Source organism: Curtobacterium sp. USHLN213 (genome assembly GCF_037144815.1).
Lineage (GTDB): Bacteria > Actinomycetota > Actinomycetes > Actinomycetales > Microbacteriaceae > Curtobacterium.
Map to the genome: position 1 here is coordinate 228,190 of NZ_JBBCYQ010000003.1, position 20,057 is coordinate 248,246.

Genomic DNA, 20,057 nt, shown 5'->3' on the forward strand with positions numbered 1-20,057 from the left:
CGTCAGTTGCCGAAGCCCTGCGCCGATGCCGGCGCCGGGGTGAGCCCGGACTGCTCGGTGCCCGAGCCGTCCAGCTCGTTGAGCTGACCCTGGATGTAGCTCTTGAGCTGTGCACGGTAGTCGCGCTCGAACGTGCGGAGCTCGTCGATCTTGCCCTCGAGCTGGCGCTGCTCCTGCTCGAGCACCGCGACACGCTGGCGGTTCGTGTTCTCGGTGTCTGCGATGATCTGGCGCTGCTTGGCCTCGGCCTCGGAGACGAGGCGGGCGGCCTGCGCGGTGCCCTCGGCGATGAGCGCGTCGCGCTTCTCGACGCCTTCGCGGACGTGCTCCTCGTGGAGACGACGGGCGAGCGTCAGGAGGTTCGTGGTGCCCTCGGTGTCCTCGTCGGCCGGGACCGTGGTGGCCGGCGCGGCGGCGGCGACCGGAGCGGGCTCCGGCGCGGCTGCCACGGGGGCAGGCTCCGGCTCGGGCTCGGGGGTCGGAGCGGACTGCTCGGCCTCGGCCGGCTTCGGCGCGGACTCGGCCGTCTGCAGGCGCTGGCGGAGCTCGTCGTTCTCGGCCGTCAGGCGACGGAGCTCGACGACGACCTCGTCGAGGAAGTCGTCGACCTCGTCCTGGTCGTAGCCCTCGCGGAACTTCGTCGGCTGGAACCGCTTGTTGACTACGTCTTCCGGCGTCAAAGCCATTGCCGTCACCTCAATAGAACTGCTGAACGTGTGGAACCGTCTCGGTGCGACCGAATCTACCAGTCGCGCCGAACGGTGCGGATGCCACGCCGGGGCGAGCATCGGATCCCGACCACCGTACACCGATGGCGGCCGTGAACCGTGACCACGCACTGGGCGTGGCGCGTGTCGTGTCCTCTTAGTTGGCGAACACGGGGATGAGCAGGGCGATCACGAACCGGATGATGATCGCCAGGAGGAGCACGATCGTCCAGCCGAAGTCGAGTGCCACGGGGCCCATGCGCATCGGCGGGAGGACCCGGCGGACCGCCCGGATCGGCGGGTCCGTCACGGTGTAGACCACGTCGGCGACGACGAGGAGTGCTCCGCGCGGCCGCCAGGACCGGTTGAACTGCTGGACGATGTCGAGGACGAACCGCCCCCACAGCACGAGGATGTACAGCAGGAGGAGGTAGTACAGGATCGTGAGGATCGCGGTCACGATGGGGCTCGCTCAGCTCGGGTGCGGACCGTCATACGACGAGCCGCACGGGGCGGGTGGGCCTGAGGGACTCAGGACTGGGCGAAGAAGGACGCCTCGATGTCGGACTCTACCTCAGGCGCCTCACCGCTCACCGCGACGTGCGCCGGCGACAGCAGGAACACCTTGTTGGTGACGCGCTCGATCTTGCCGTAGAGGCCGAGCGACAGCCCGGAGGCGAAGTCGATCATGCGGCGGGCGTCGGCCTCGGTCATCTGCGAGAGGTTGATGATGACGGGGATGCCGTCGCGGAAGCTCTCGGCGATGGACTGGGCGTCCTTGTACTCGCGGGGGTGGACGGTGAGGATCTCGTTCATTTCCTGGACCGGTGCTGCCTTCTGTGCGGACGTGTGCGAGCGGCGGAGCGGGGTGACCTGGGCGCCGCGCTGGTGGGTGTGCGCCTTGGGCTCGGCGGCGACGGGCGCCACCGGTGCCGCGGCAGGCGCGGGGGTCTCGTCGGCGACCGGAGCGGGCGCGGGGGCAGGGGCCGGAGCGGACTGCTGCCGCGCGGTCTGCTGCTGCGGCTGCTCGTCCTCGTACTCGAGTTCCTCGTCGGCGAGGCCCAGGTAGACCATCGTCTTCTTCAGCGGGTTGGCCATGGTTCCTCCGGAGGTCGGTGCTCGTGGATGCCCTTGCAACGAGGCTAGGGCGCGACCGGCCGATTTCCCGTGATTGCGGTCCCGATCCGCAGGTGTGTCGCGCCCTCGAGCACGGCGTCGGCGTAGTCACCGCTCATCCCGGCCGAGATGTCCGTCGCGGCGGGGGCGAGGGACACCACGCGCTCGGAGATCCCACGGAGCCGGGCGAAGGCCGCGCGCGGCTCCTCGTCGAGCGGTGCGACGGCCATCACCCCACGGAGCTGGATCGTGCCAGTGGCGAGCACCCGCGACACCATGGCCTCGACGGCGTCGGGTCGCACGCCACCGCGGCCGGGGTCGTCGGTCAGGTTGACCTGCACGAACCCGTCGATCACCGGCGGCTCCGGTTCGGCCTCGGTCGGCGCGAACGCGTCCACCACGGACTCGCGGTCGAGCGACTGCACGACGTGCGCGTACCGCCGGACCTGCCGGGCCTTCTTCGACTGCAGCTGTCCGACGAAGTGCCAGGTCAGCGGGAGGTCGGCGAGCTCGGCGGCCTTCGCCTGCGCCTCCTGGTGCCGGTTCTCCCCCACGTCGGTCACGCCGAGCGCGGCGAGGTCGCGGACGAGCGACGCCGGGTGGAACTTCGTGACGACGACGAGCGTGAGCTCGTCGGCCGAGCGCCCTGCGGCGCGCGCCGCGTCGGAGATGCCGCTCCTGACGGACGCGAGACGCGCCTCCAGTCCGTCGTCTGCTGACGGGGACGGGAGGCGCGGGTCGTCTGGCAACGCTCGTTACTTCAGGAAGTCGGGGACGTCGAGCTCGTCGTCATCGTCGTCGAACGCCGGGTCGGCGGCACGCTGCGCGGGCGCCTCGTGCTCCTGCGACGCCCACGACGGGGCGGACGAGGACGAGTCCTCGATCGCGCCGGTCGCACCGGCGGACGCCACGGGCACGGTCGCGCCGGCCTCGGGGTCGACCCAGCTGGAGCGGCGCTCCTTCTGCTGCGAGGTGGGCTCGCCGCCGTCGAAGCCCGCGGCGATGACGGTCACGCGGACCTCGTCGCCGAGCGTGTCGTCGATGACGGCACCGAAGATGATGTTCGCCTCGGGGTGGACGGCCTCCTGCACGAGACGGGCCGCGTCGTTGATCTCGAAGATGCCGAGGTTCGAACCACCCTGGATCGAGAGCAGCACGCCGTGCGCACCGTCGATCGAGGCCTCGAGCAGCGGGCTCGCGACGGCCAGTTCGGCCGCCTTGATCGCCCGGTCGGCACCCCGCGAGGAACCGATGCCCATGAGCGCGGAACCCGCACCCTGCATCACGGACTTCACGTCGGCGAAGTCGAGGTTGATCAGGCCGGGCGTGGTGATGAGGTCGGTGATGCCCTGGACGCCGGCGAGGAGCACCTGGTCGGCCGTGGCGAACGCCTCGACCATCGAGATGCCGCGGTCGCTGATCTCGAGCAGGCGGTCGTTCGGCACGACGATGAGCGTGTCGACCTCGTCCTTGAGGCCGGCGACACCGTTCTCGGCCTGCGACTGACGACGCTTGCCCTCGAAGCTGAACGGCTTCGTGACGACGCCGATGGTGAGCGCACCGATCGACTTCGCGATGCGGGCGACCACGGGCGCACCACCCGTGCCGGTCCCACCACCTTCACCGGCGGTGACGAAGACCATGTCGGCACCGGCGAGGGCCTCTTCGATCTCCTCGGCGTGGTCCTCGGCGGCACGACGGCCGACCTCGGGGTCCGCTCCGGCGCCGAGGCCGCGGGTGATCTCGCGGCCCACGTCGAGCTTCACGTCGGCGTCGCTCAGGAGCAGCGCCTGTGCGTCGGTGTTGATCGCGATGAACTCCACCCCGCGGAGGCCGAGCTCGATCATCCGGTTGACGGCGTTCACGCCGCCGCCGCCGACGCCGACGACCTTGATGACGGCGAGGTAGTTGTGGTTCGTGGTCACGTCAGTCAGGCCTCCGGTCGAACCCTCAACCTCTACTTGAAGTTCAGGGGCATTGCTGGTAGATGTGGTGCTGGCTTCGACGCTACGGGTGCGCTCCGGGCACTGTCGCCCCGCCACGCCGCGTGTCGCGCGATTCCGCGACGACTTCCGCTACTTCTTCGCGCGGATGATGCCGTTGTCCGGAGCACTGACGTCGTACTCGACGACGACGCCGGGGTTCCGCGCCGCGTGGTCCTTCACGAGGGCCGCGAGCAGCGCTGCCTTCGCGTCGGACTGCTCCGGGTTCCCCCAGACGACGCTCGAGCCGTCCTTGAGGGTGAGCGTGACGTCGTCGGCGGTCGAGCCCTTCACGCTCGTCACCTGCTGACGGACGGTCGACGGGAGCGCGAGCACGACCTCGGTCATCGTGCGGAACTCCGACGAGCCGAGCTTCGCGTTGCCGATGTCGGCGACGGGCATGTTCGCGGGCTGCTTCGGCGACGACTGCACGACGATGCCTGCAGGGTCGACCAGGTCGAAGGACTTCCCCGACCGCACCGCGACGACCGGGGTGCGCTCGGTCACCGTGACCACGAGGGTGTGCGGCGGCGCTTCCTCCGTCACGTAGCTCTCGATGAGCGGGAAGCCGGCGATGTCCTTCTTGATGGCGTCGAAGTCGAGCCGGGCGAGCGGGGTGCCGATCTGGTCGGAGAGCGCCTGGCGGAGCTGGGTCTCGTCGACGCGGTTCGTCCCCTTGACCTCGATGGTCTGGAGCGCCATCAACGGCGAGAACACCGCGACGAGGATCGAGATCCCGAACACGAGGACGATGCTCGCGGCGGTGATCCAGGCGGCGCGGCGGTGCCGGCTGCGTCGGGTGAAGCGGCGGACCTCGGCGCGCTCGAGGAGGCGACGACGGCGCTTGGCCACCCGGGCCTCCCGCGCGGTCTCGGCAGCGCGGACGCCGGCGCCGATCGGGCGCTCGTGGCCGTCCTCGCCCGGGCCGTGCAGGTCGGTGAGGTGGGCGAGCCGCTCGGCGTCGCGGCGCTCGGTCTCCTGCCGCTCCCGGGCGAGGCGCTCGGCCTCGGGGTCGTGGTGGTCCTCGTCGGGCGTGTACTCGCGCAGCCGGCCGGCGACGGACGACAGTCCGGCGCCGAGGCGACGGCCGGCGGCGCCGGCGAGGGCACCGGCGCGGTCGCGAGCCGAGCCGTTCGACGTGTCGGCGGCGGTGGGGTCGGCCGTCTCGACGACCGGTTCCTCGGTGGCGGGCTCGAGCCGCGCCTCCTGGACCACCGGCGCGGGCTCGCGGGACGGACGCCGCGGGATCAGCGGGGCACGACGCTGCCGGGGCGCGCCCGCGCCGTCGGCAGGTGCGTCCGGACGGGCCGGCCGCTCGTCGAACCCCTCGGGACGCTTCACCGGGACAGCGCCCCGTCGTCGTGGAGGGCGCTGAGCACCTGCGGGATGATGCGGTACACGTCGCCGCAGCTCAGGGTCATGATGATGTCGCCGTCGCGCGCGACCGCGGCCGCGCGCGCCGAGGCCTCGTCCCAGTCGGGCAGGAACTCGACGCGGGACTGGTCGGCGAAGCGCTCCTGCACGAGGGCGCCGGTGACGCCGGGCTCCGGGTCCTCGCGGGCGCCGTAGACGTCGAGGACGACGGTGTGGTCGGCGAGCTCCTCGTAGACCTTGGCGAAGTCACCGGCCATGAGGCGCGTCCGCGAGTACAGGTGCGGCTGGTGGATCGCGATGATCCGGCCGTCGCCCACGACGTTCCGTGCGGCCTTGAGCGCCGCCGCCACCTCGGTCGGGTGGTGCGCGTAGTCGTCGTAGACCGAGACGCCGCGCTCGACGCCGTGCAGCTCGAAGCGTCGCTGGGTCCCGCCGAAGGCCTCGATGCCACGGATCGCGTCCGCGGCGGCGACGCCGAGTCCGGTCAGGACGGCGAAGGCGCCGACGGCGTTGATCGCGTTGTGGCGGCCCGGGACCCGGAGCGTCAGGTGGTGCGCCTCGCCCGCGGCGCGGAAGTCGACCTCGACCCCGGCGGACTCGGTGATCCCCTCGATCCGGACGTCGGCGTCGACGGCCTCGCCGAAGGTGACGATCTCGGGCGCGTCCTCGCGGGCGCGGATCCCGGCCGTGACCGCCTTCGCGCCGGCGTCGTCGCTCGAGATCACGACGCGCTCGCTCGCCTTCGCGGCGAACTCGACGAAGGCCTCGGTGAAGGCCTCCTCGCTGCCGTAGTGGTCGAGGTGGTCGGCGTCGACGTTCGTGATGAGGGCGACCGCGACGTCGTAGAGCAGGAACGAGCCGTCGGACTCGTCGGCCTCGACGACGAACAGGTCGCTCGAGCCGGGCGCCGAGCTCGTGCCGAGGGACTGGATGACCCCGCCGTTCACGAAGCTCGGGTCCAGCCCGAGCTCGACGAGCGCGGTGACGATCATGCCGGTCGAGGTGGTCTTGCCGTGCGCGCCGGCGACCGCGACGAGGCGGTGCTCGGCGATGAGGGCGGCGAGGGCCTGCGACCGGTGCAGGACCGGCAGGCCGCGCCGCTGGGCCTCGAGGAGTTCCGGGTTGTCCGGCCAGAGCGCGCTCGTGACGACGATGGTGTCCGCGTCGCCGACGTTCGCGGCGTCGTGGCCGATGTGCACCTCGGCGCCGAGGTCGCGCATGGTGCCCGTGGTGGCGGTCTCGCGCGAGTCGCTGCCGGTCACGCGGTGGCCGGCGGCGAGGAAGAGCCGGGCGATGCCGCTCATGCCGGAGCCGCCGATGCCGACGAAGTGGACCGTGCCGAGGTCGTCGGGGATCGGCTGCGTCAGGTCCGGCTTGATGGTCATCGTTCCTCCGTGGTGCTGTCGTGCGTGCCGTGCTGCGCGTCGGTCGCGCGCTTCGCGGCGTCGAGGACGAGGTCCGTCATGCGGTCGGCGCCGTCGCGGTGTCCGACGCTGCCGGCACGGACGGTCATGTCGGCGATGCGGGCCCGGTCCTGCAGGGTGTTCAGCAGCTGGAACGTCACCCAGTCCTCATCGAATTCCGCGTCGGCCACGAGGACCGCTCCCCCGGCGTCGACGACGTCCTTCGCGTTGTGCCGCTGCTCGCCGTTGCCGACAGGGTACGGCACGAGGACGCTCGGCAGCCCGACGGCGGTCAGCTCGCAGACCATGCCGGCGCCGGCACGCGAGACCACGAAGTCGCTCGCGGCGTACGCCAGGTCCATCCGGTCGCAGTAGGGCAGCACGTGGTAGCCGTCGAGGTCGCTCGGGCCGATGTCGGACTTCCCGCCGACGACGTGCAGGACCTGCCAGCCGGCACCGACGATCGTCGCGGCGCTCCGGTTCACGGTGCGGTTGATGCTCCGCGCGCCGGAGGACCCGCCCGTGACCAGCAGGACCGGTCGGGCGGGGTCGAGGCCGAACTCGGCGAGCCCCTCGGCGCGGCTCGCGCGACGGTCGAGCGACTCGATCTCGCGCCGGAGCGGCATGCCGACGACCCGGCCGTGGCGGAGACGGGTGTTCGAGAAGGTCACGCCCACGTGGTCGGTGAGGAACGCTGCCAGGCGGTTCGCCAGGCCGGGCTTGGCGTTCTGCTCGTGCACGACGATCGGGGTGCCGGTACGGCGTGCGGCGATGTACGCCGGTGCGGCCGCGTAGCCCCCGACGCCGAGGACGACGTCGACCTCGCGGTCGCGGATGATCTGCTCGACCCGACGGACGGCGCCCAGGAACCCGCCGGGGAAGCGGAGGGCGGCGGCGTTCGGCTTGCGCGGGAACGGCAGGCGCGGGATCGTCAGCAGCTCGTAGCCGCGCATCGGGACGAGCCGGGACTCGAGGCCCTCTGCGGTGCCGAGGACGAGGACCTCGGCGTCGGGCTCGCGCTCGGTCAGCCGGTCGGCGACCGCGAGCAGCGGGTTGACGTGGCCGGCGGTGCCGCCGCCCGCGAAGAGGTACGTGTTCACCGGAGGGTTCCGTTCGTGGTGGTGCGGCCGACGCTGGTCCTGCCCGGGAGGTCGCTCTTGCCCGGGAGGTCGCGCGCGAAGGACAGGACGACGCCGATGGCGACGAGGGTCATGATCAGCGCGGAGCCACCGGCCGAGATGAGTGGGAGGGGCACGCCGAGGACCGGCAGGAGGCCGAGGACCACGGCGATGTTGACGAGCGCCTGGCCGATGATCCACGCGAGCACGCCACCGGTGACGGTCTTCACGAAGGGGTCGTTCGACTGCCGGATGATCTTGATCATGCCGACCGCCAGGACCACGAACAGGGCGAGCACGACGACGGCGCCGACGAGCCCGAGCTCCTCGCCGATGATCGCGAAGATGTAGTCGTTGTCGGCTTCGGGGAGCCACGACCACTTCGCCTTCGAGTTGCCGAGGCCCACCCCGAAGACGCCGCCGGAGGCCAGCGCCCACATGCCGTGGGTCGGCTGCCAGCAGAGGTCCTGGTACTGGCTCGTGTCGGTGCAGCCGGAGAGCCAGGCACTGATGCGGTGCGACCGGGAACTCGACGCCATCGTGACGAACGGCAGCAGCACGGCCAGGCCGAGCACCCCGACGAGCAGGTGCTTCGCCCGGGCGCCGCCGACGTAGAGTGCGCCGAACACCAGGATGAGCATGATCATCGCGGTGCCCTGGTCGCCGCCGACGAGGACGAGGCCGATCGACCCGAGCGACGCGATGCCGATCGGGATGAAGACCTCTTTCCAGTCGTCGAGCTTCTCCCGCTTGACGTACATGATCGCGCCGATGCCCAGCACGAGCGCGAGCTTGAGGATCTCGGACGGCTGCGCGGTGAACGAGCCGAGGCGGATCCAGTTCCGGTTGCCCTGGATCGAGTAGCCGAGCGGGGTCAGGACGACGAGCGCCTGCACGACGAGGCCGACGCCGACGATCCACATCGCCCACTTCCGCCAGAACCGTGCGGGCAGGCGGGAGGCGATGAGCATGAGCGGGACGCCGAGCACGGCGTAGAGGCCCTGGCGGGAGGCCGCGCCGAAGAAGTCGTGCGTTGCGGCGTACTGCTCCACGCTCGACGAGGACAGCACCATGACGACGCCGAAGACGACGAGGAAGAGCGTGACGCCCAGGATCGTGTAGAAGGTGCTCGACTCGGCGACGAAGACGTTCTTGACGGCGACGACCGCCCCGTTGTGGCGGCGTGCGGGTGCGTGCGGTCGGCCGGGGGCCGCTCCGCCGCTACGGCCGCTCGGGAGATCCGTCGTCGCCATCGGCGTTTCCTCCCAGGTGCTCGTGGACCGCCGCCGCGAATCGACGCCCCCGGTCCGCGTAGGAGCCGAACTGGTCGAACGACGCCGCAGCCGGGGCGAGGAGGACCGTGTCGCCCGGCCTCGCGACCGATGCGGCATGCCGGACCGCCTCGGGCATGACCTGATCAGTGTCCGCTGCCTCGACCTGCAGCACCGGCACCCCGGGCGCGTGTCGCGCGAATGCCTCGAGCACGGGGCCGCGATCGGTCCCGATCACGACGACGCCACGGACGTCCGGCCCGAAGCGCTCGACGAGTCCGTCGATGTCGACGCCCTTGAACAGGCCACCGACGATCCACACCACCTTGTCGAACGCCGCGAGCGATGCCGTGGCCGCGTGCGGGTTCGTCGCCTTGGAGTCGTCCACCCAGGTGACGCCCTCGGCGGAGGCCACCAGCTCGGTGCGGTGGTGGTCGGCGCGGAAGCCCTGCACGGCGGTGCGGATCGCGCTCGGCTGCACGGAGGCCGCACGGGCGAGTGCGGCCGCGGCGAGGACGTTCATCGTCATGTGCGGGCTGGCGAGCCCGGCGGCCTCGAGGTCGGCGACGGTCGCGAGCTCGAGCGCGCTGTTCCGTCGGTCGTCGGTGAAGGCCCGGTCGCAGAGGACGTCCTCGACCACCCCGACGTCGCCGGGCGCGGGGATCCCCGGGCCGAAGCCCACGGCACGGCACCCCTCGACGACGTCGGCGTCCTCGACCATGTGCCGGGTGACGTCGTCCGTGGTGTTGTACACGCAGGCGAGGACCGTGCGCTCGTAGACCTTGGCCTTCGCGGCCCGGTAGGCCTCGGCGGAGCCGTGCCACTCGAGGTGGTCGTCCGCGATGTTCAGGCAGGCGCTGGCGAGGGGCACCACGGCACCGTCGCCGGTCGTCGGCATGTAGTGCAGCTGGTGGCTGGAGAGTTCGACGACGAGGACGTCGTAGCCGTCCGGGTCGCGCACGACGTCGAGGACGGGCACGCCGATGTTGCCGCAGGCCACCGCGCGGAGCCCGCCGGCCTCGAACATCGCGGTCGCGAGCTGCGTCGTGGTGGTCTTCCCGTTCGTGCCCGTGATGGTCACCCAGGGCGCAGCGATGGGGCCGCGCACGACCTTGTCGCGGACACGCCAGGCGAGCTCGATGTCCCCCCACACGACGCTGTTCGCCACGGCCCACTGCACGGTCGCGTTGTGCGGCGGCAGGCCCGGCGACACGACGACGACGTCCGGCGCCTGGGTCTCGAGGGCGGCGGGGACCGAGTCGAGGGGCACCTGCACGAACTGCGCACCGATCACGTCGAGCAGCTCCACGCTGTCCGACGGGGCGTCGGTCGAGTAGACCGTCACCGCGCTGCCGAGTTCGACCAGGGTGTCGGCGACCGAGAACCCGGTGGCCCCGAGGCCGAGCACGGCGACGTTCAGCCCCTTCCAGCCCTCGGCGTACCAGCTGTCCAGGGACTCCAGGCGGGACGAGGACACGGCGTCAACCAACTCGTGCGATCCATTCGAGGTAGAAGAGTCCGACACCCGCGGCGACGCAGAGTCCCGCGATGATCCAGAACCGGACGACGACGGTCACCTCGGCCCACCCCTTCAGCTCGAAGTGGTGGTGCAGCGGGCTCATCCGGAAGATGCGCTTGCCGTGCGTGATCTTGAAGTACGCCCGCTGCAGGATGACCGAACCGGTGACGATGAAGAACAGGCCGCCGATGAGGATGAGCAGGAGCTCCGTGCGGCTGAGGATCGCCAGGCCGGCCAGCGCGCCACCGAGACCGAGCGACCCGGTGTCGCCGAGGAAGATCTGCGCCGGCGACGTGTTGTACCAGAGGAAGCCGATCAGGCCACCGCAGACCGCCGCGGCCACGACCGCGAGGTCCAGCGGGTTGGTCACGGTGTAGCAGGCGTGCTCGGTGCTGGCGTCGAGCCGGGCACCGCCGCAGATCTGGTTCGACTGCCAGAAGCCGATGATCACGTACGAGCCGATGGCCAGGATGCTCGAGCCGGTCGCGAGGCCGTCGAGCCCGTCCGCCACGTTCACGCCGTTCGACGTCGAGACCGTCAGCAGGACGATCCACGCCAGGAACAGCACGGTGCCGATCACGGTGCCGAGCGCCATGAAGTCGAGCCACGGGATGTCCCGGATGGCCGACACCATCGTCGACGCCGGCGGCTTGCCGTTGCCGGACGGGACGACGAGCGCCACGGTCGCGAAGATGACGCCGACGATGACCTGCCCGAGGACCTTCGCCCAGCCGCCGAGCCCGAGACTGCGCTGACGACGGACCTTGAGGAAGTCGTCGATGAACCCGACGAACCCGAGGCCGACCATGAGGAACAGGACGAGCAGGCCGGACAGCGTGACCGAGTCACGGCCGACCAGGTGTCCGACGAAGTAGCCGAGCACCGCGCCGATGATGAGGACGATGCCGCCCATCGTCGCCGTGCCGCGCTTCGTGTGGTGCGACTGCGGGCCGTCGTCGCGGATGAACTGTCCCCAGCCGAGGCGGTGGAACAGCTTGATGAACAGCGGCGTGAGCAGCAGTGTGAACACCAGCGACACGGCGCCGGCGATCAGGAGGGCGATCATTCGGTGACACCTCCGAGGCGGTCGCCGAGGAATCGCAGTTCGGCGGACTTCGAGGACTTGACGAGGACGACGTCGCCGGGGCGGAGCATGTCCTGCAGTGAGTGGACGGCGTCGTCGACGTCCTCGATGAACACGGACTCGCCGTCCCACGATCCCTCGAGGGTGGCGGCCTGGTGGATGGGCATCGCGCCGCGGCCGACGACCACGAGCTGTCCGATGCCGAGACGGACGACGAGCCGACCGATGCGGTCGTGCTCCTCCGTCGAGAACTCGCCGAGCTCGGCCATCTCGCCGAGCACGGCGACGGTCCGCTCCCCCGGGCGCACGATCTGCGCCAGGGTCCGCAGCGCCGCTGCGGTCGAGTCGGGCGACGCGTTGTAGGCGTCGTTGATCACGGTGACGCCGTCGGGGCCGCCGGGGAGGAGCTCCATGCGCCAGCGCTCGGCGCGCGTCATCGATGCGAGCGCGGCGGCGCCGGCGGCGAGCGGGACGCCCCACAGGTGGGCGACCGTGAGCGCGGCTGATGCGTTCATGGCGTGGTGCTCACCCAGGATCGCGAGCTGCACGCCGACGCGATCCGTGCCTCCTGGCCGTCCGTCCGCAGACGGGTCGCCTTCCTGGCGGACGGGAGGCGCGGTGAGCGTGAAACGGGTGCCGTTGCGGTCCGTCTCGATGCCGGTGATGCGGTAGTCGGCGTCGTCGGACGTGCCGAAGCCGACGACGTGGGCGGCCGTCAGGTCGCGCATCGACGCGACACGGTCGTCGTCGACGTTGAGGAGCGCGGTCGCGCTCCGGGGCAGGTCAGTGACCATCTCGGACTTGGCGCGCTGGGTCGCCTCGATCCCGCCGAACTCGCCGGCGTGCGCGAGGCCGACCTTGAGGACGACGCCGACGTCCGGCTCGGCGATCGCGACGAGCTTGGCGATGTGGCCGATGCCGCTCGCGCCCATCTCGACGACCAGGTACCGGGTGTCCTCGGTGATGCGGAGCATCGAGATCGGCGCACCGACGTGGTTGTTGAACGACCCCTGCGGCGCGACGGTCTCGCCGTGCTGCTCGAGGATCGTGCGGAGCATGTTCTTCGTGCTCGTCTTGCCGTTCGAGCCGGTGATCCCGACGACCTTGAGCGGCGCCGGGCGTCCGTCGGCGTCGACGCGGTCGGCGGTCGCCATCCGGACGCGCGTGACGACCTCGTGCGCGAGTGCGGCGAGGGCGTCGTAGCCGTCCGTCACCACGATCTGCGGTGCCGTGGTCTCGACGCGCTCGGGCGTGATGACGAGTGCGGCGCCGGCCTCGGTCGCCGCGGGGACGAAGCGTCGCCCGTCGGTGACCTCGCCCGGGAGCGCGAAGAACACGCTGCCCGGCGTCACGAGGCGGGAGTCGGTCTCGACGGTGCCGTCGACGACCAGGTCGCCCTGGTCGGCGACGTCGGTCGCCTGGGCACCCGGGATCAGCTCGCCGTCGACCGCTGTCGCGATCTCGGCGAGGGTCATGGCGATCATCGGAGTTCCTCGGTGGGGCCGGAGTTCGGTTCCCAACCGGCCTCGCGGAGGGCCTGGCGGGCTTCGTCGCGTGCCGAGTACGGCGTGCGGACGCCCTGGATGTCGCGGTAGTCCTGGTGGCCGGGGCCGGCCCAGAGGATCGAGTCCCCCTCGCCGACGAGGCTCACTGCGGTGCGGATCGCGGCCTCGGGCGGGCTGACCTCGTGGAGCTCGTGCTCGGGGAACGCCTCGCGCGCGGCGTCGACGAGGGTCTTCCGGATCGACGCAGCGTCCTCGAAGCGCGGGTGGTGGTCGGTGACGACGAGGATGTCGCTCCCCGCAGCCGCCACGCGAGCCATGTCGCCGCGCTTGGTCTTGTCGCGGTCGCCGTCGGCGCCGAAGAGCATGAGGACCTTGCCGGGGGTGAACTGCCGGACGGCCGCGAGGGTGTTCTCGAAGGCGTCGGCGCTGTGGCCGAAGTCGACGTAGACGCTCGGGCCGCGGTCGCCCGAGACGCGCTCGGTCCGGCCGGGCAGGTAGCACTCGATGGCGCTCGTCCGCTCGCCGCGCTGCTCGCGCTCGTCCTCGTCCGGGTAGCGGCGGTGGTTCGTCTCGAGCGCGTGCGCGATGGCACCGAGCTCGAACCCGCCCTCGACCAGCATCACGATCGCCAGCGCGGCGTTCGCGGCCATGTGCCAGCCGATCAGCGGCACACGGGTGGTGAGCGCACGGCCCTCGGGACCGGTCAGGCGGAACTCCGTGTAGGCGGCGTGCGCCTCGACGATGTCGACGTGCCACTCGGCCTCGACGTCGGGGTGGACCGTGATGGTCGTGACCGGGATCCGGGAGTCCTGCACCACGCGGTGGCCCCAGTCCGTGTCCAGCGAGACGACACCGCGACGGGCGTGTTCGGGCTGGAACAGCGGGAGCTTCGCCTGGTAGTACTCCTCCATGTCGGCGTAGTCGTCGAGGTGGTCGTGCGACAGGTTCGTGAACGCCGCGACGTCGAAGACGATGCCGTCGACGCGGTGGCGGCTGAGGGCCTGGGCGCTCACCTCGACGGCGACCGCGCGGACCTCGCTCTCGCGCATCCGGGCGAGCAGGGCGTGCATCTCGCTCGCCTCGGGCGTGGTGAGGCGGCTCGTGACGCTGAGCGTGCCGATGTGCCGCTCGGCGGTGGAGCTGAGGCCCGTGACGAGGCCGAGCTGCTTGAGGATCCCCTCGAGGATGTAGGACGTGCTCGTCTTGCCGTTCGTGCCGGTGACGGCGAACAGCTGCGGCAGGTCGGTGGCCTCGTCCGGGTGGGTGCGGTACACCCACGCCGACACGTCGCCGAGGGCCGCACGGGGGTCGTCGACGACGAGCACCGGCAGACCGGCCGCCTGGGCGTGCTCCACGCCGGCGTCGTCGGTCAGGACCGCGACCGCGCCGCGCTCGGCGGCCTCGGCGGAGAACTCCGCGCCGTGCCGGTTCGCACCGTGCACGCCGACGAAGAGGTCACCCGGCTGCACCTCGGCGGCGCTCAGGGTGACGCCGGTCGTCTCGACGGCGTCGACCGAGCCGACGACTCGCAGACCGAACGCGTTCGCGAGTTCGGCCACGGCCCTCGGGGTCGGGTGTTCGGGTCGGAGGACCGGGGGGATCCGTGCGGACAAGTGCTCCTTCTTCCTCACCACGTGGTCGGGTAGGTCTTCGCCGGCGTCGTGGAGGGGGCTACTCGGTACTTCTCGAGCACCTGGGACATGAGAGTTCGGAACGCCGGAGCCGCTCCGCTGGACCACTTGTTGGCCTGCGGCTTCGTGAACGTCACCGTGACAACATACTGGGGGTCCTCGGCGGGTGCCATTCCGGCCACCGAGGTGATGCGCTGGCCGCCGTAGCCCTTCGACCCCTCGGCGACCTCGGCGGTACCGGTCTTCGCGGCGATGTTGTAGCCGGAGATCGGCTTCATCCCCACGAGGGTGCCGCCGGTGACCACGCTCTGCAGCATGTCCGTGACCTGCGTCGCGGCGTTCGCGGACACGACGCGCGTCGGCTGCACGTCGGGCGCGTCGATCGTCTTGCCGTCGGCGGTCTCGCAGCCCTTGACGAGGTGCAGCGGGATCCGGACGCCGTCGTTCGCCAGGGTCTGGAAGATGCTCGCGACCTGGATCGCGGTCGTCGAGATGCCCTGACCGAACATCGAGTTGATGTTCGTCTGCTGGTCCCAGTTCGGGCTCGTGCCGTAGTCCATCGACGGCTGGCCCGGGTAGTCGATCGCCGACTCGGGCTCGAACAGGCCGAACTTCTGCATGTAGTCGTACCGCTGCTGGGCAGTCAGGCGTTCCCCGAGCTCGGTGATCCCGACGTTCGAGGAGTTCTGCAGGATGCCCGTGAGCGTGAGGTTCTCGGTGTCGTGGAACTCGGAGTCGTGGATCGACCCGCCCCACGGGAACGAGCGCGTGTACGGCACGACGGCCTGGTCGGTCGGACTCGACTTGCCCTGGTCGATGAGGGCGGCAGCGATGGCGGCCTTGATCGTGGACCCGGGCTCGTACGTGGCCGTGAGGGCCCGGGAGCCGAACGCACCCTTGTCGGTCGTGCCGTCGACGTTGTTCGGGTCGACCGTCGGGTAGTCCGCGACGGCCAGGAGTTCGCCGGTCTTCACGCTCGTGACGGTCGCCGTCGCCGACTCGGCCTGCAGGGACTTCGCCGCGGACGCGATCGTCTGCTCGGCCATGTACTGCAGGTCGCCGTCGATCGTGGTCTCGACGGTCCCGCCGTCCTTGGCTTCCTTCGTGGTCACGGTGCTGCCCGGGAGCTGTACACCGTCGGACCCGCGCTCGTACGTCTCGGAGCCGTTCGACCCGGCCAGGCACTTGTCGTAGGCGTACTCGAGGCCGGCCTGGGCGCCGTCGGTGCCCATGAAGCCGGTGATGTTGCCGGCCGTCGCACCCGTCGGGTACACCCGTGACGCCTGCTGCTCCTTGTAGATCCATGGGATGTCGAGCGCGGTCACCGCCTCGTAGTGCTTCACGTCGAGGCCCTTGACGAGGTAGGCGAAGTCGGACCGCGGGTTGGCCGCGATGTTCTTCTGCATGGTGGCGACGTCACCGCCCGACGCCTTCGCCAGTGCCGTCAGTGCCTGGTCGACCGAGACGTCCTTCACCCGCGTGCCGCCGAGCTTGCCCTCGAACTTCTTGACCAGGCGTGGCGCGGTCGTGATGTTGTACCGGGTGACGCTGTCGGCGAGCTCGGTCCCGTTGCGGTCCACGATCGACCCGCGGGTGCCGTAGATCGTGACGGGGATGCTCCGCTTCTCCTTCGACAGCTCGTTGAGCGCGGCGGCCTGGACCACCTGGATGTCGACGAGGCGGATCACGAAGACCGCCACGAGGGCGATCACGGCGATCATCACGACGCTGTAGCGGAGTCGTCGGCTGCGGATCGTCTTCGTCACGCGGTGCGGTCCTTCCCGGGGTGGAGCGGTCGTGCGGCAGGGCCCCCGGCCCGCAGGTCACCGGGTGGACGGGGCCTGGAGCTGGTTCGGGTCGGACTCTACGTCGGCCGTCGAGGAAGCCCCGGCCGACGCGCTGGCGCCTGCGGTCTTCCCAGCGTCCGCCGCGGCGGCGTCGCTGCCCGCCGTGGGCCCGCTCTCCTTGCTGGTGGAGGTGTCGCCCTGCTTCGCGGCGAGCGGCACCTCGTCCAGCAGCGAGTTCGGGACCTGGTTCGAGGTCGCCGCCGTGGCCTGGTCCGCGACCGCCGGGGTCGGCGTGCCGTACACCCGGCCGGTCTTCGGGTCGAGGTACACCGGCGTCGAGTTCGCGATCATGCCGAGTGCCTGCGCGTTGCGGGCCAGGTTCTGCGGCGAGTCGAGGACCCGCAGCTCCTCGGACAGCGACTGCTGCGTGCGGGAGAGGTTCGTCTGCTCCGCGCTGAGGGAGTTCAGCGTGTACGCGCCCTGGCTGAGCACCATGCTGATGCCGAGCTGCGCGAGGAGCAGGATGCCGAGGGCGGCCACCGCCACCACGGCGTACGCGATGCGCGGGCGGGCACGGCGCTGGGCCTTCGTCGGGGTGACCTCGACGAGCTCCGGCCGGTTCTGCCGCGTCGGACGCGGGGCGCGGGACGGGACGACGGCGGGGTCGACGAGTGCGAGGTTCGTGCTCATGTCACTTCCGGATCCGCTCGGCCGCGCGCAGGCGCACGGGGGTTGCTCGTGGGTTGGCGGCGCGTTCGGCCTCGTCGGCCAGCTCGGCGCCCTTGACGACCAGTTCGTACGTCGGCCGGTGCTCGGGCAGTTCGACCGGCAGGCCGGCGGGTGCGCTCGACTTCGTCCGTGCGGTCAGCGCCCGCTTGACGATGCGGTCCTCGAGCGACTGGTACGACTCGACGACGATGCGGCCACCGACCGCGATGGCGTCGAGCGCTGCCGGGATCGCCCGTTCGAGGACGCTCAGTTCGGCGTTCACCTCGATGCGCAGCGCCTGGAACACGCGCTTCGCGGGGTGTCCCTGGCGCTGGACGGCCACCGGGGTCGCGTCGTGCAGGACCTGCACGAGGTCACCGGACATCTCGAACGGGGCGGTCGCCCGCCGCTCGACGATCGCCCGGGCGTAGCGACCGGCGAGCTTCTCCTCGCCGTAGCGCTGGAAGATCCGGCGCAGCTCGCCCTCGTCGTAGGTGGCGAGGACGTCGGCGGCGGTCTGCCCCTCGGTCCGGTCCATCCGCATGTCGAGCGGCGCGTCCTGGCTGTACGCGAAGCCGCGTTCGGCCCGGTCGAGCTGCAGGGAGCTGACGCCGAGGTCGAACAGGACGCCGTCGACCTCGTCGAAGCCCTCGCCCTCGATCGCGTCGACGATGCCGTCGTAGACCGTGTGCACCAGGCGGACGCGGTCACCGAAGCGGGCGAGCCGCTCCCCCGCGATGCCGAGCGCGTCGGTGTCGCGGTCGAGGCCGATGAGCGTCAGCTCCGGGAAGCGCTCGAGCAGCCCCTCGGAGTGACCGCCCATGCCGAGCGTCGCGTCGACCACGACCTTGCCCGGCCCCTCGAGGGTGGGCGTGAAGAGGTCGACGATGCGCTCGAGCATCACCGGGGTGTGAGGGAAGCGCTGTGCGCCTGTCTCGTTCTCGGCCATGTGCAGCCCCTCGTCCTCCGGGCCGCGGGTCCGGATCCCCATCCATGCGACCTGACACCGGGGAAGGGGTGTCAGGGATGCACGGCTGGGAGTCCCGATCCACGGATCAGAAGATCCCCGGGATCACCTCCTCGTCGTTGTCGGCGAAGCCCTCTTCGACTTCTGCGTAGTAGGCCTCCCACGCGGGGGTCGACCAGATCTCGGCACGGTCACCGGAGCCGATGACCGTCAGGTCCCGCTCGAGCCCCGCGTACTCGCGGAGGTTCTGCGGGATGGTGACGCGGTTCTGCTTGTCGGGCTGCTCTGCGCTCGCTCCGGAGAGGAACAGGCGCATGTAGTCCCGGGTGCGCTTCGAGGTCATCGGTGCGGTGCGGATGCGCTCGTGCAGTTGCTCGAACGTGTCCGCGCTGAAGACGACGACGCAGCGCTCCTGCCCGCGGGTCATCACGAGGCCCCCGGACAGTTCGTCCCGGAACTTGGCGGGGAGGATCACGCGACCCTTCTCGTCGAGCTTCGGGGCATGGGTACCGAGCAGCACGTCGGGCCTCCCCTCCGCTCCACCGGACCGTTGTGTCCCCCACTTTACTCCACTCCCCTCCCCATGGCGCGGAAATCATTCCCGAAATCGCCGTCGTGCCCTGTTTTGGGGTCGATGGAGGCTCAGTTCTGGCGTCCCTGGGCGCGGAGAGGCCCGGTTCTACGGGGATCGAGGACCCGGTGGAGGGATGTGGAGCACGTGGAGGGAAGTGGAGGACTTCCACAGCTCCGGGGCGCGCTCCCGCGGCGCGGCGGCGGCTCGCGCGGCTCGCGCGGGTCGTGCCGGTTGCCGAGCGGGCGGAATCGGTCGCTCGGCCGCGCCGAGCGGGCCGTTTCGCGCCCGCTCGGCGACCTGCCGACGGCGTGTTGCGCCCGTTCAGCAGGCACCTGCGGGACGGGAGGCGCGGTGCGGCGCCGACCCGCGCCTCCCGTCCGATGGCACGCGCGGTCTCCCGCGAGCGGTCACGACCCGCCGCGCGCGGACCGCCGAGCGGGCGCGATCGGCCGCCGCGCGGCCTCGAGCGGGACCCATTTCGCCCGGTCGCCGAGCGGTCACGACCCGCCGCGCGCGGACCACCGAGCGGGCACGATCGGCCGCCGCGCAGCCTCGAGCGGGACGTGTTTCGCCCGGTCACCGAGCGGTCACGATCGGCCGCCGCGCGGGCTAGAGCGGGACGTATTTCGCCCGGTCGCCGAGCGATCACGACCCGCCGCGCGCAGACCGTCGAGCGGGCACGATCGGCCGCCGCGCGGGCTCGAGCGGGACCGATTTCGCCCGGTCGCCGAACGGGTCGCGGCGTGTTCCGCACAGTCGGCGCGGCGCCCGCTCACCCCGACCCACCCCGGCCGCCCCCGGACGCACGAAACGGGGCCGGCCCCGAAGGACCGACCCCGTGGAGGAGTGTGGAGGGCCGCTAGCCCTGGTTGTCGTTCCGCTTGTCCCAGCGGTCGTTCATCCGGTCCATGAAGGACCCGCCGCCGCCCTGACTCGGCCGCGAGGCTCCGCCCGTCGACGGCTTGCCGGCCCGAGGCGCCTTCGCCTTGGGGGCTCGCATACCTGGACGCAGCGCGAAGAGGACTCCGGCCAGCATCACGACGAAGCCGAGGATCCCGATGAGCGGCTGGCGCATGACCAATCCGACGATGACGATGGCGACGCCTGCGAGTGCTCCGAGCACCCCGAGCGTGATCGACGTGTACGTCGGACGACCCTGGCGACGCGTGACACGCGCGACGAAGTCGGAGTCATTCTGGTAGAGGCTGCGCTCCATCTCTTCGAGGAGGCGCTGCTCTTGCTCCGAGAGTGGCATCTTTGTTCCCTCTGTTCCTGGGATCGACGCGTGGTTGAGGTGGACCGAGTCTACGA

General features: G+C 71.1%; 18 protein-coding genes. All 18 read right to left on the reverse strand.

The annotated features are described in order from the left end of the window. Positions 1-2 precede the first annotated feature (2 nt). Positions 3-686 carry a DivIVA domain-containing protein gene (locus WFH25_RS05655; RefSeq protein ID WP_070418658.1) on the reverse strand — a complete coding sequence of 228 codons (684 nt, stop codon included), beginning with the start codon at positions 684-686 and terminating at the stop codon, positions 3-5. A gap of 178 nt (positions 687-864) precedes the next feature. Then, positions 865-1,167 (reverse strand): YggT family protein, encoded by a 303-nt coding sequence (locus tag WFH25_RS05660; RefSeq protein ID WP_083295315.1) that lies wholly within the window; start codon positions 1,165-1,167, stop codon positions 865-867. Between the two features lie 71 nt (positions 1,168-1,238). Next, positions 1,239-1,805: a cell division protein SepF gene (locus WFH25_RS05665; RefSeq protein ID WP_092387626.1), complete on the reverse strand. Its 567-nt coding sequence runs from the start codon at positions 1,803-1,805 to the stop codon at positions 1,239-1,241. Between the two features lie 44 nt (positions 1,806-1,849). Then, a complete protein-coding gene (locus WFH25_RS05670; RefSeq protein ID WP_336697068.1) occupies positions 1,850-2,572 on the reverse strand; it encodes a YggS family pyridoxal phosphate-dependent enzyme in 723 nt (240 codons plus the stop codon). A 6-nt stretch (positions 2,573-2,578) separates the two neighbouring features. After that, positions 2,579-3,748, reverse strand: coding sequence for a cell division protein FtsZ (gene ftsZ, locus WFH25_RS05675; RefSeq protein WP_070418655.1), 1,170 nt, complete (start codon positions 3,746-3,748; stop codon positions 2,579-2,581). 150 nt (positions 3,749-3,898) lie between these two features. Further along, positions 3,899-5,146 carry an FtsQ-type POTRA domain-containing protein gene (locus WFH25_RS05680; RefSeq protein ID WP_336697069.1) on the reverse strand — a complete coding sequence of 416 codons (1,248 nt, stop codon included), beginning with the start codon at positions 5,144-5,146 and terminating at the stop codon, positions 3,899-3,901. Then, positions 5,143-6,564, reverse strand: a complete 1,422-nt coding sequence (murC, locus tag WFH25_RS05685) for a UDP-N-acetylmuramate--L-alanine ligase (protein ID WP_336697070.1) — start codon at positions 6,562-6,564, stop codon at positions 5,143-5,145. Before murC ends, WFH25_RS05680 begins: the two co-directional genes overlap by 4 nt. Beyond that, positions 6,561-7,682: an undecaprenyldiphospho-muramoylpentapeptide beta-N-acetylglucosaminyltransferase gene (gene murG, locus WFH25_RS05690; protein ID WP_336697071.1), complete on the reverse strand. Its 1,122-nt coding sequence runs from the start codon at positions 7,680-7,682 to the stop codon at positions 6,561-6,563. The genes murC and murG overlap by 4 nt, the downstream gene beginning before the upstream one ends. Further along, on the reverse strand, positions 7,679-8,953 hold the full coding sequence (gene ftsW / locus WFH25_RS05695) for a putative lipid II flippase FtsW (RefSeq protein ID WP_336697072.1): 1,275 nt from the start codon (positions 8,951-8,953) through the stop codon (positions 7,679-7,681). Before ftsW ends, murG begins: the two co-directional genes overlap by 4 nt. Continuing rightward, positions 8,922-10,448: a UDP-N-acetylmuramoyl-L-alanine--D-glutamate ligase gene (murD, locus tag WFH25_RS05700; protein WP_336697073.1), complete on the reverse strand. Its 1,527-nt coding sequence runs from the start codon at positions 10,446-10,448 to the stop codon at positions 8,922-8,924. Before murD ends, ftsW begins: the two co-directional genes overlap by 32 nt. A gap of 4 nt (positions 10,449-10,452) precedes the next feature. Further along, positions 10,453-11,556, reverse strand: a complete 1,104-nt coding sequence (mraY, locus tag WFH25_RS05705; RefSeq protein WP_071294947.1) for a phospho-N-acetylmuramoyl-pentapeptide-transferase — start codon at positions 11,554-11,556, stop codon at positions 10,453-10,455. Beyond that, complete coding sequence (locus tag WFH25_RS05710) at positions 11,553-13,058, reverse strand: UDP-N-acetylmuramoyl-tripeptide--D-alanyl-D-alanine ligase (protein WP_336697074.1); 1,506 nt, start codon at positions 13,056-13,058, stop codon at positions 11,553-11,555. The genes mraY and WFH25_RS05710 overlap by 4 nt, the downstream gene beginning before the upstream one ends. Continuing rightward, positions 13,055-14,692: a Mur ligase family protein gene (locus WFH25_RS05715; protein WP_309779271.1), complete on the reverse strand. Its 1,638-nt coding sequence runs from the start codon at positions 14,690-14,692 to the stop codon at positions 13,055-13,057. The genes WFH25_RS05710 and WFH25_RS05715 overlap by 4 nt, the downstream gene beginning before the upstream one ends. Before the next feature lie 14 nt (positions 14,693-14,706). Then, positions 14,707-16,476 carry a peptidoglycan D,D-transpeptidase FtsI family protein gene (locus WFH25_RS05720; protein ID WP_083413723.1) on the reverse strand — a complete coding sequence of 590 codons (1,770 nt, stop codon included), beginning with the start codon at positions 16,474-16,476 and terminating at the stop codon, positions 14,707-14,709. A gap of 57 nt (positions 16,477-16,533) precedes the next feature. Then, positions 16,534-17,187 (reverse strand): hypothetical protein, encoded by a 654-nt coding sequence (locus WFH25_RS05725; protein ID WP_070418648.1) that lies wholly within the window; start codon positions 17,185-17,187, stop codon positions 16,534-16,536. Position 17,188: 1 nt separating this feature from the next. Next, the gene (gene rsmH / locus WFH25_RS05730; RefSeq protein ID WP_336697171.1) at positions 17,189-18,154 is read right to left on the reverse strand and encodes a 16S rRNA (cytosine(1402)-N(4))-methyltransferase RsmH; all 966 of its coding nucleotides are present in this window, start codon (positions 18,152-18,154) and stop codon (positions 17,189-17,191) included. Between the two features lie 106 nt (positions 18,155-18,260). Next, positions 18,261-18,692, reverse strand: a complete 432-nt coding sequence (gene mraZ, locus WFH25_RS05735; RefSeq protein ID WP_022906684.1) for a division/cell wall cluster transcriptional repressor MraZ — start codon at positions 18,690-18,692, stop codon at positions 18,261-18,263. Positions 18,693-19,605: 913 nt separating this feature from the next. Beyond that, on the reverse strand, positions 19,606-20,001 hold the full coding sequence (locus WFH25_RS05740) for a DUF3040 domain-containing protein (protein WP_070418646.1): 396 nt from the start codon (positions 19,999-20,001) through the stop codon (positions 19,606-19,608). Positions 20,002-20,057 lie beyond the last annotated feature (56 nt).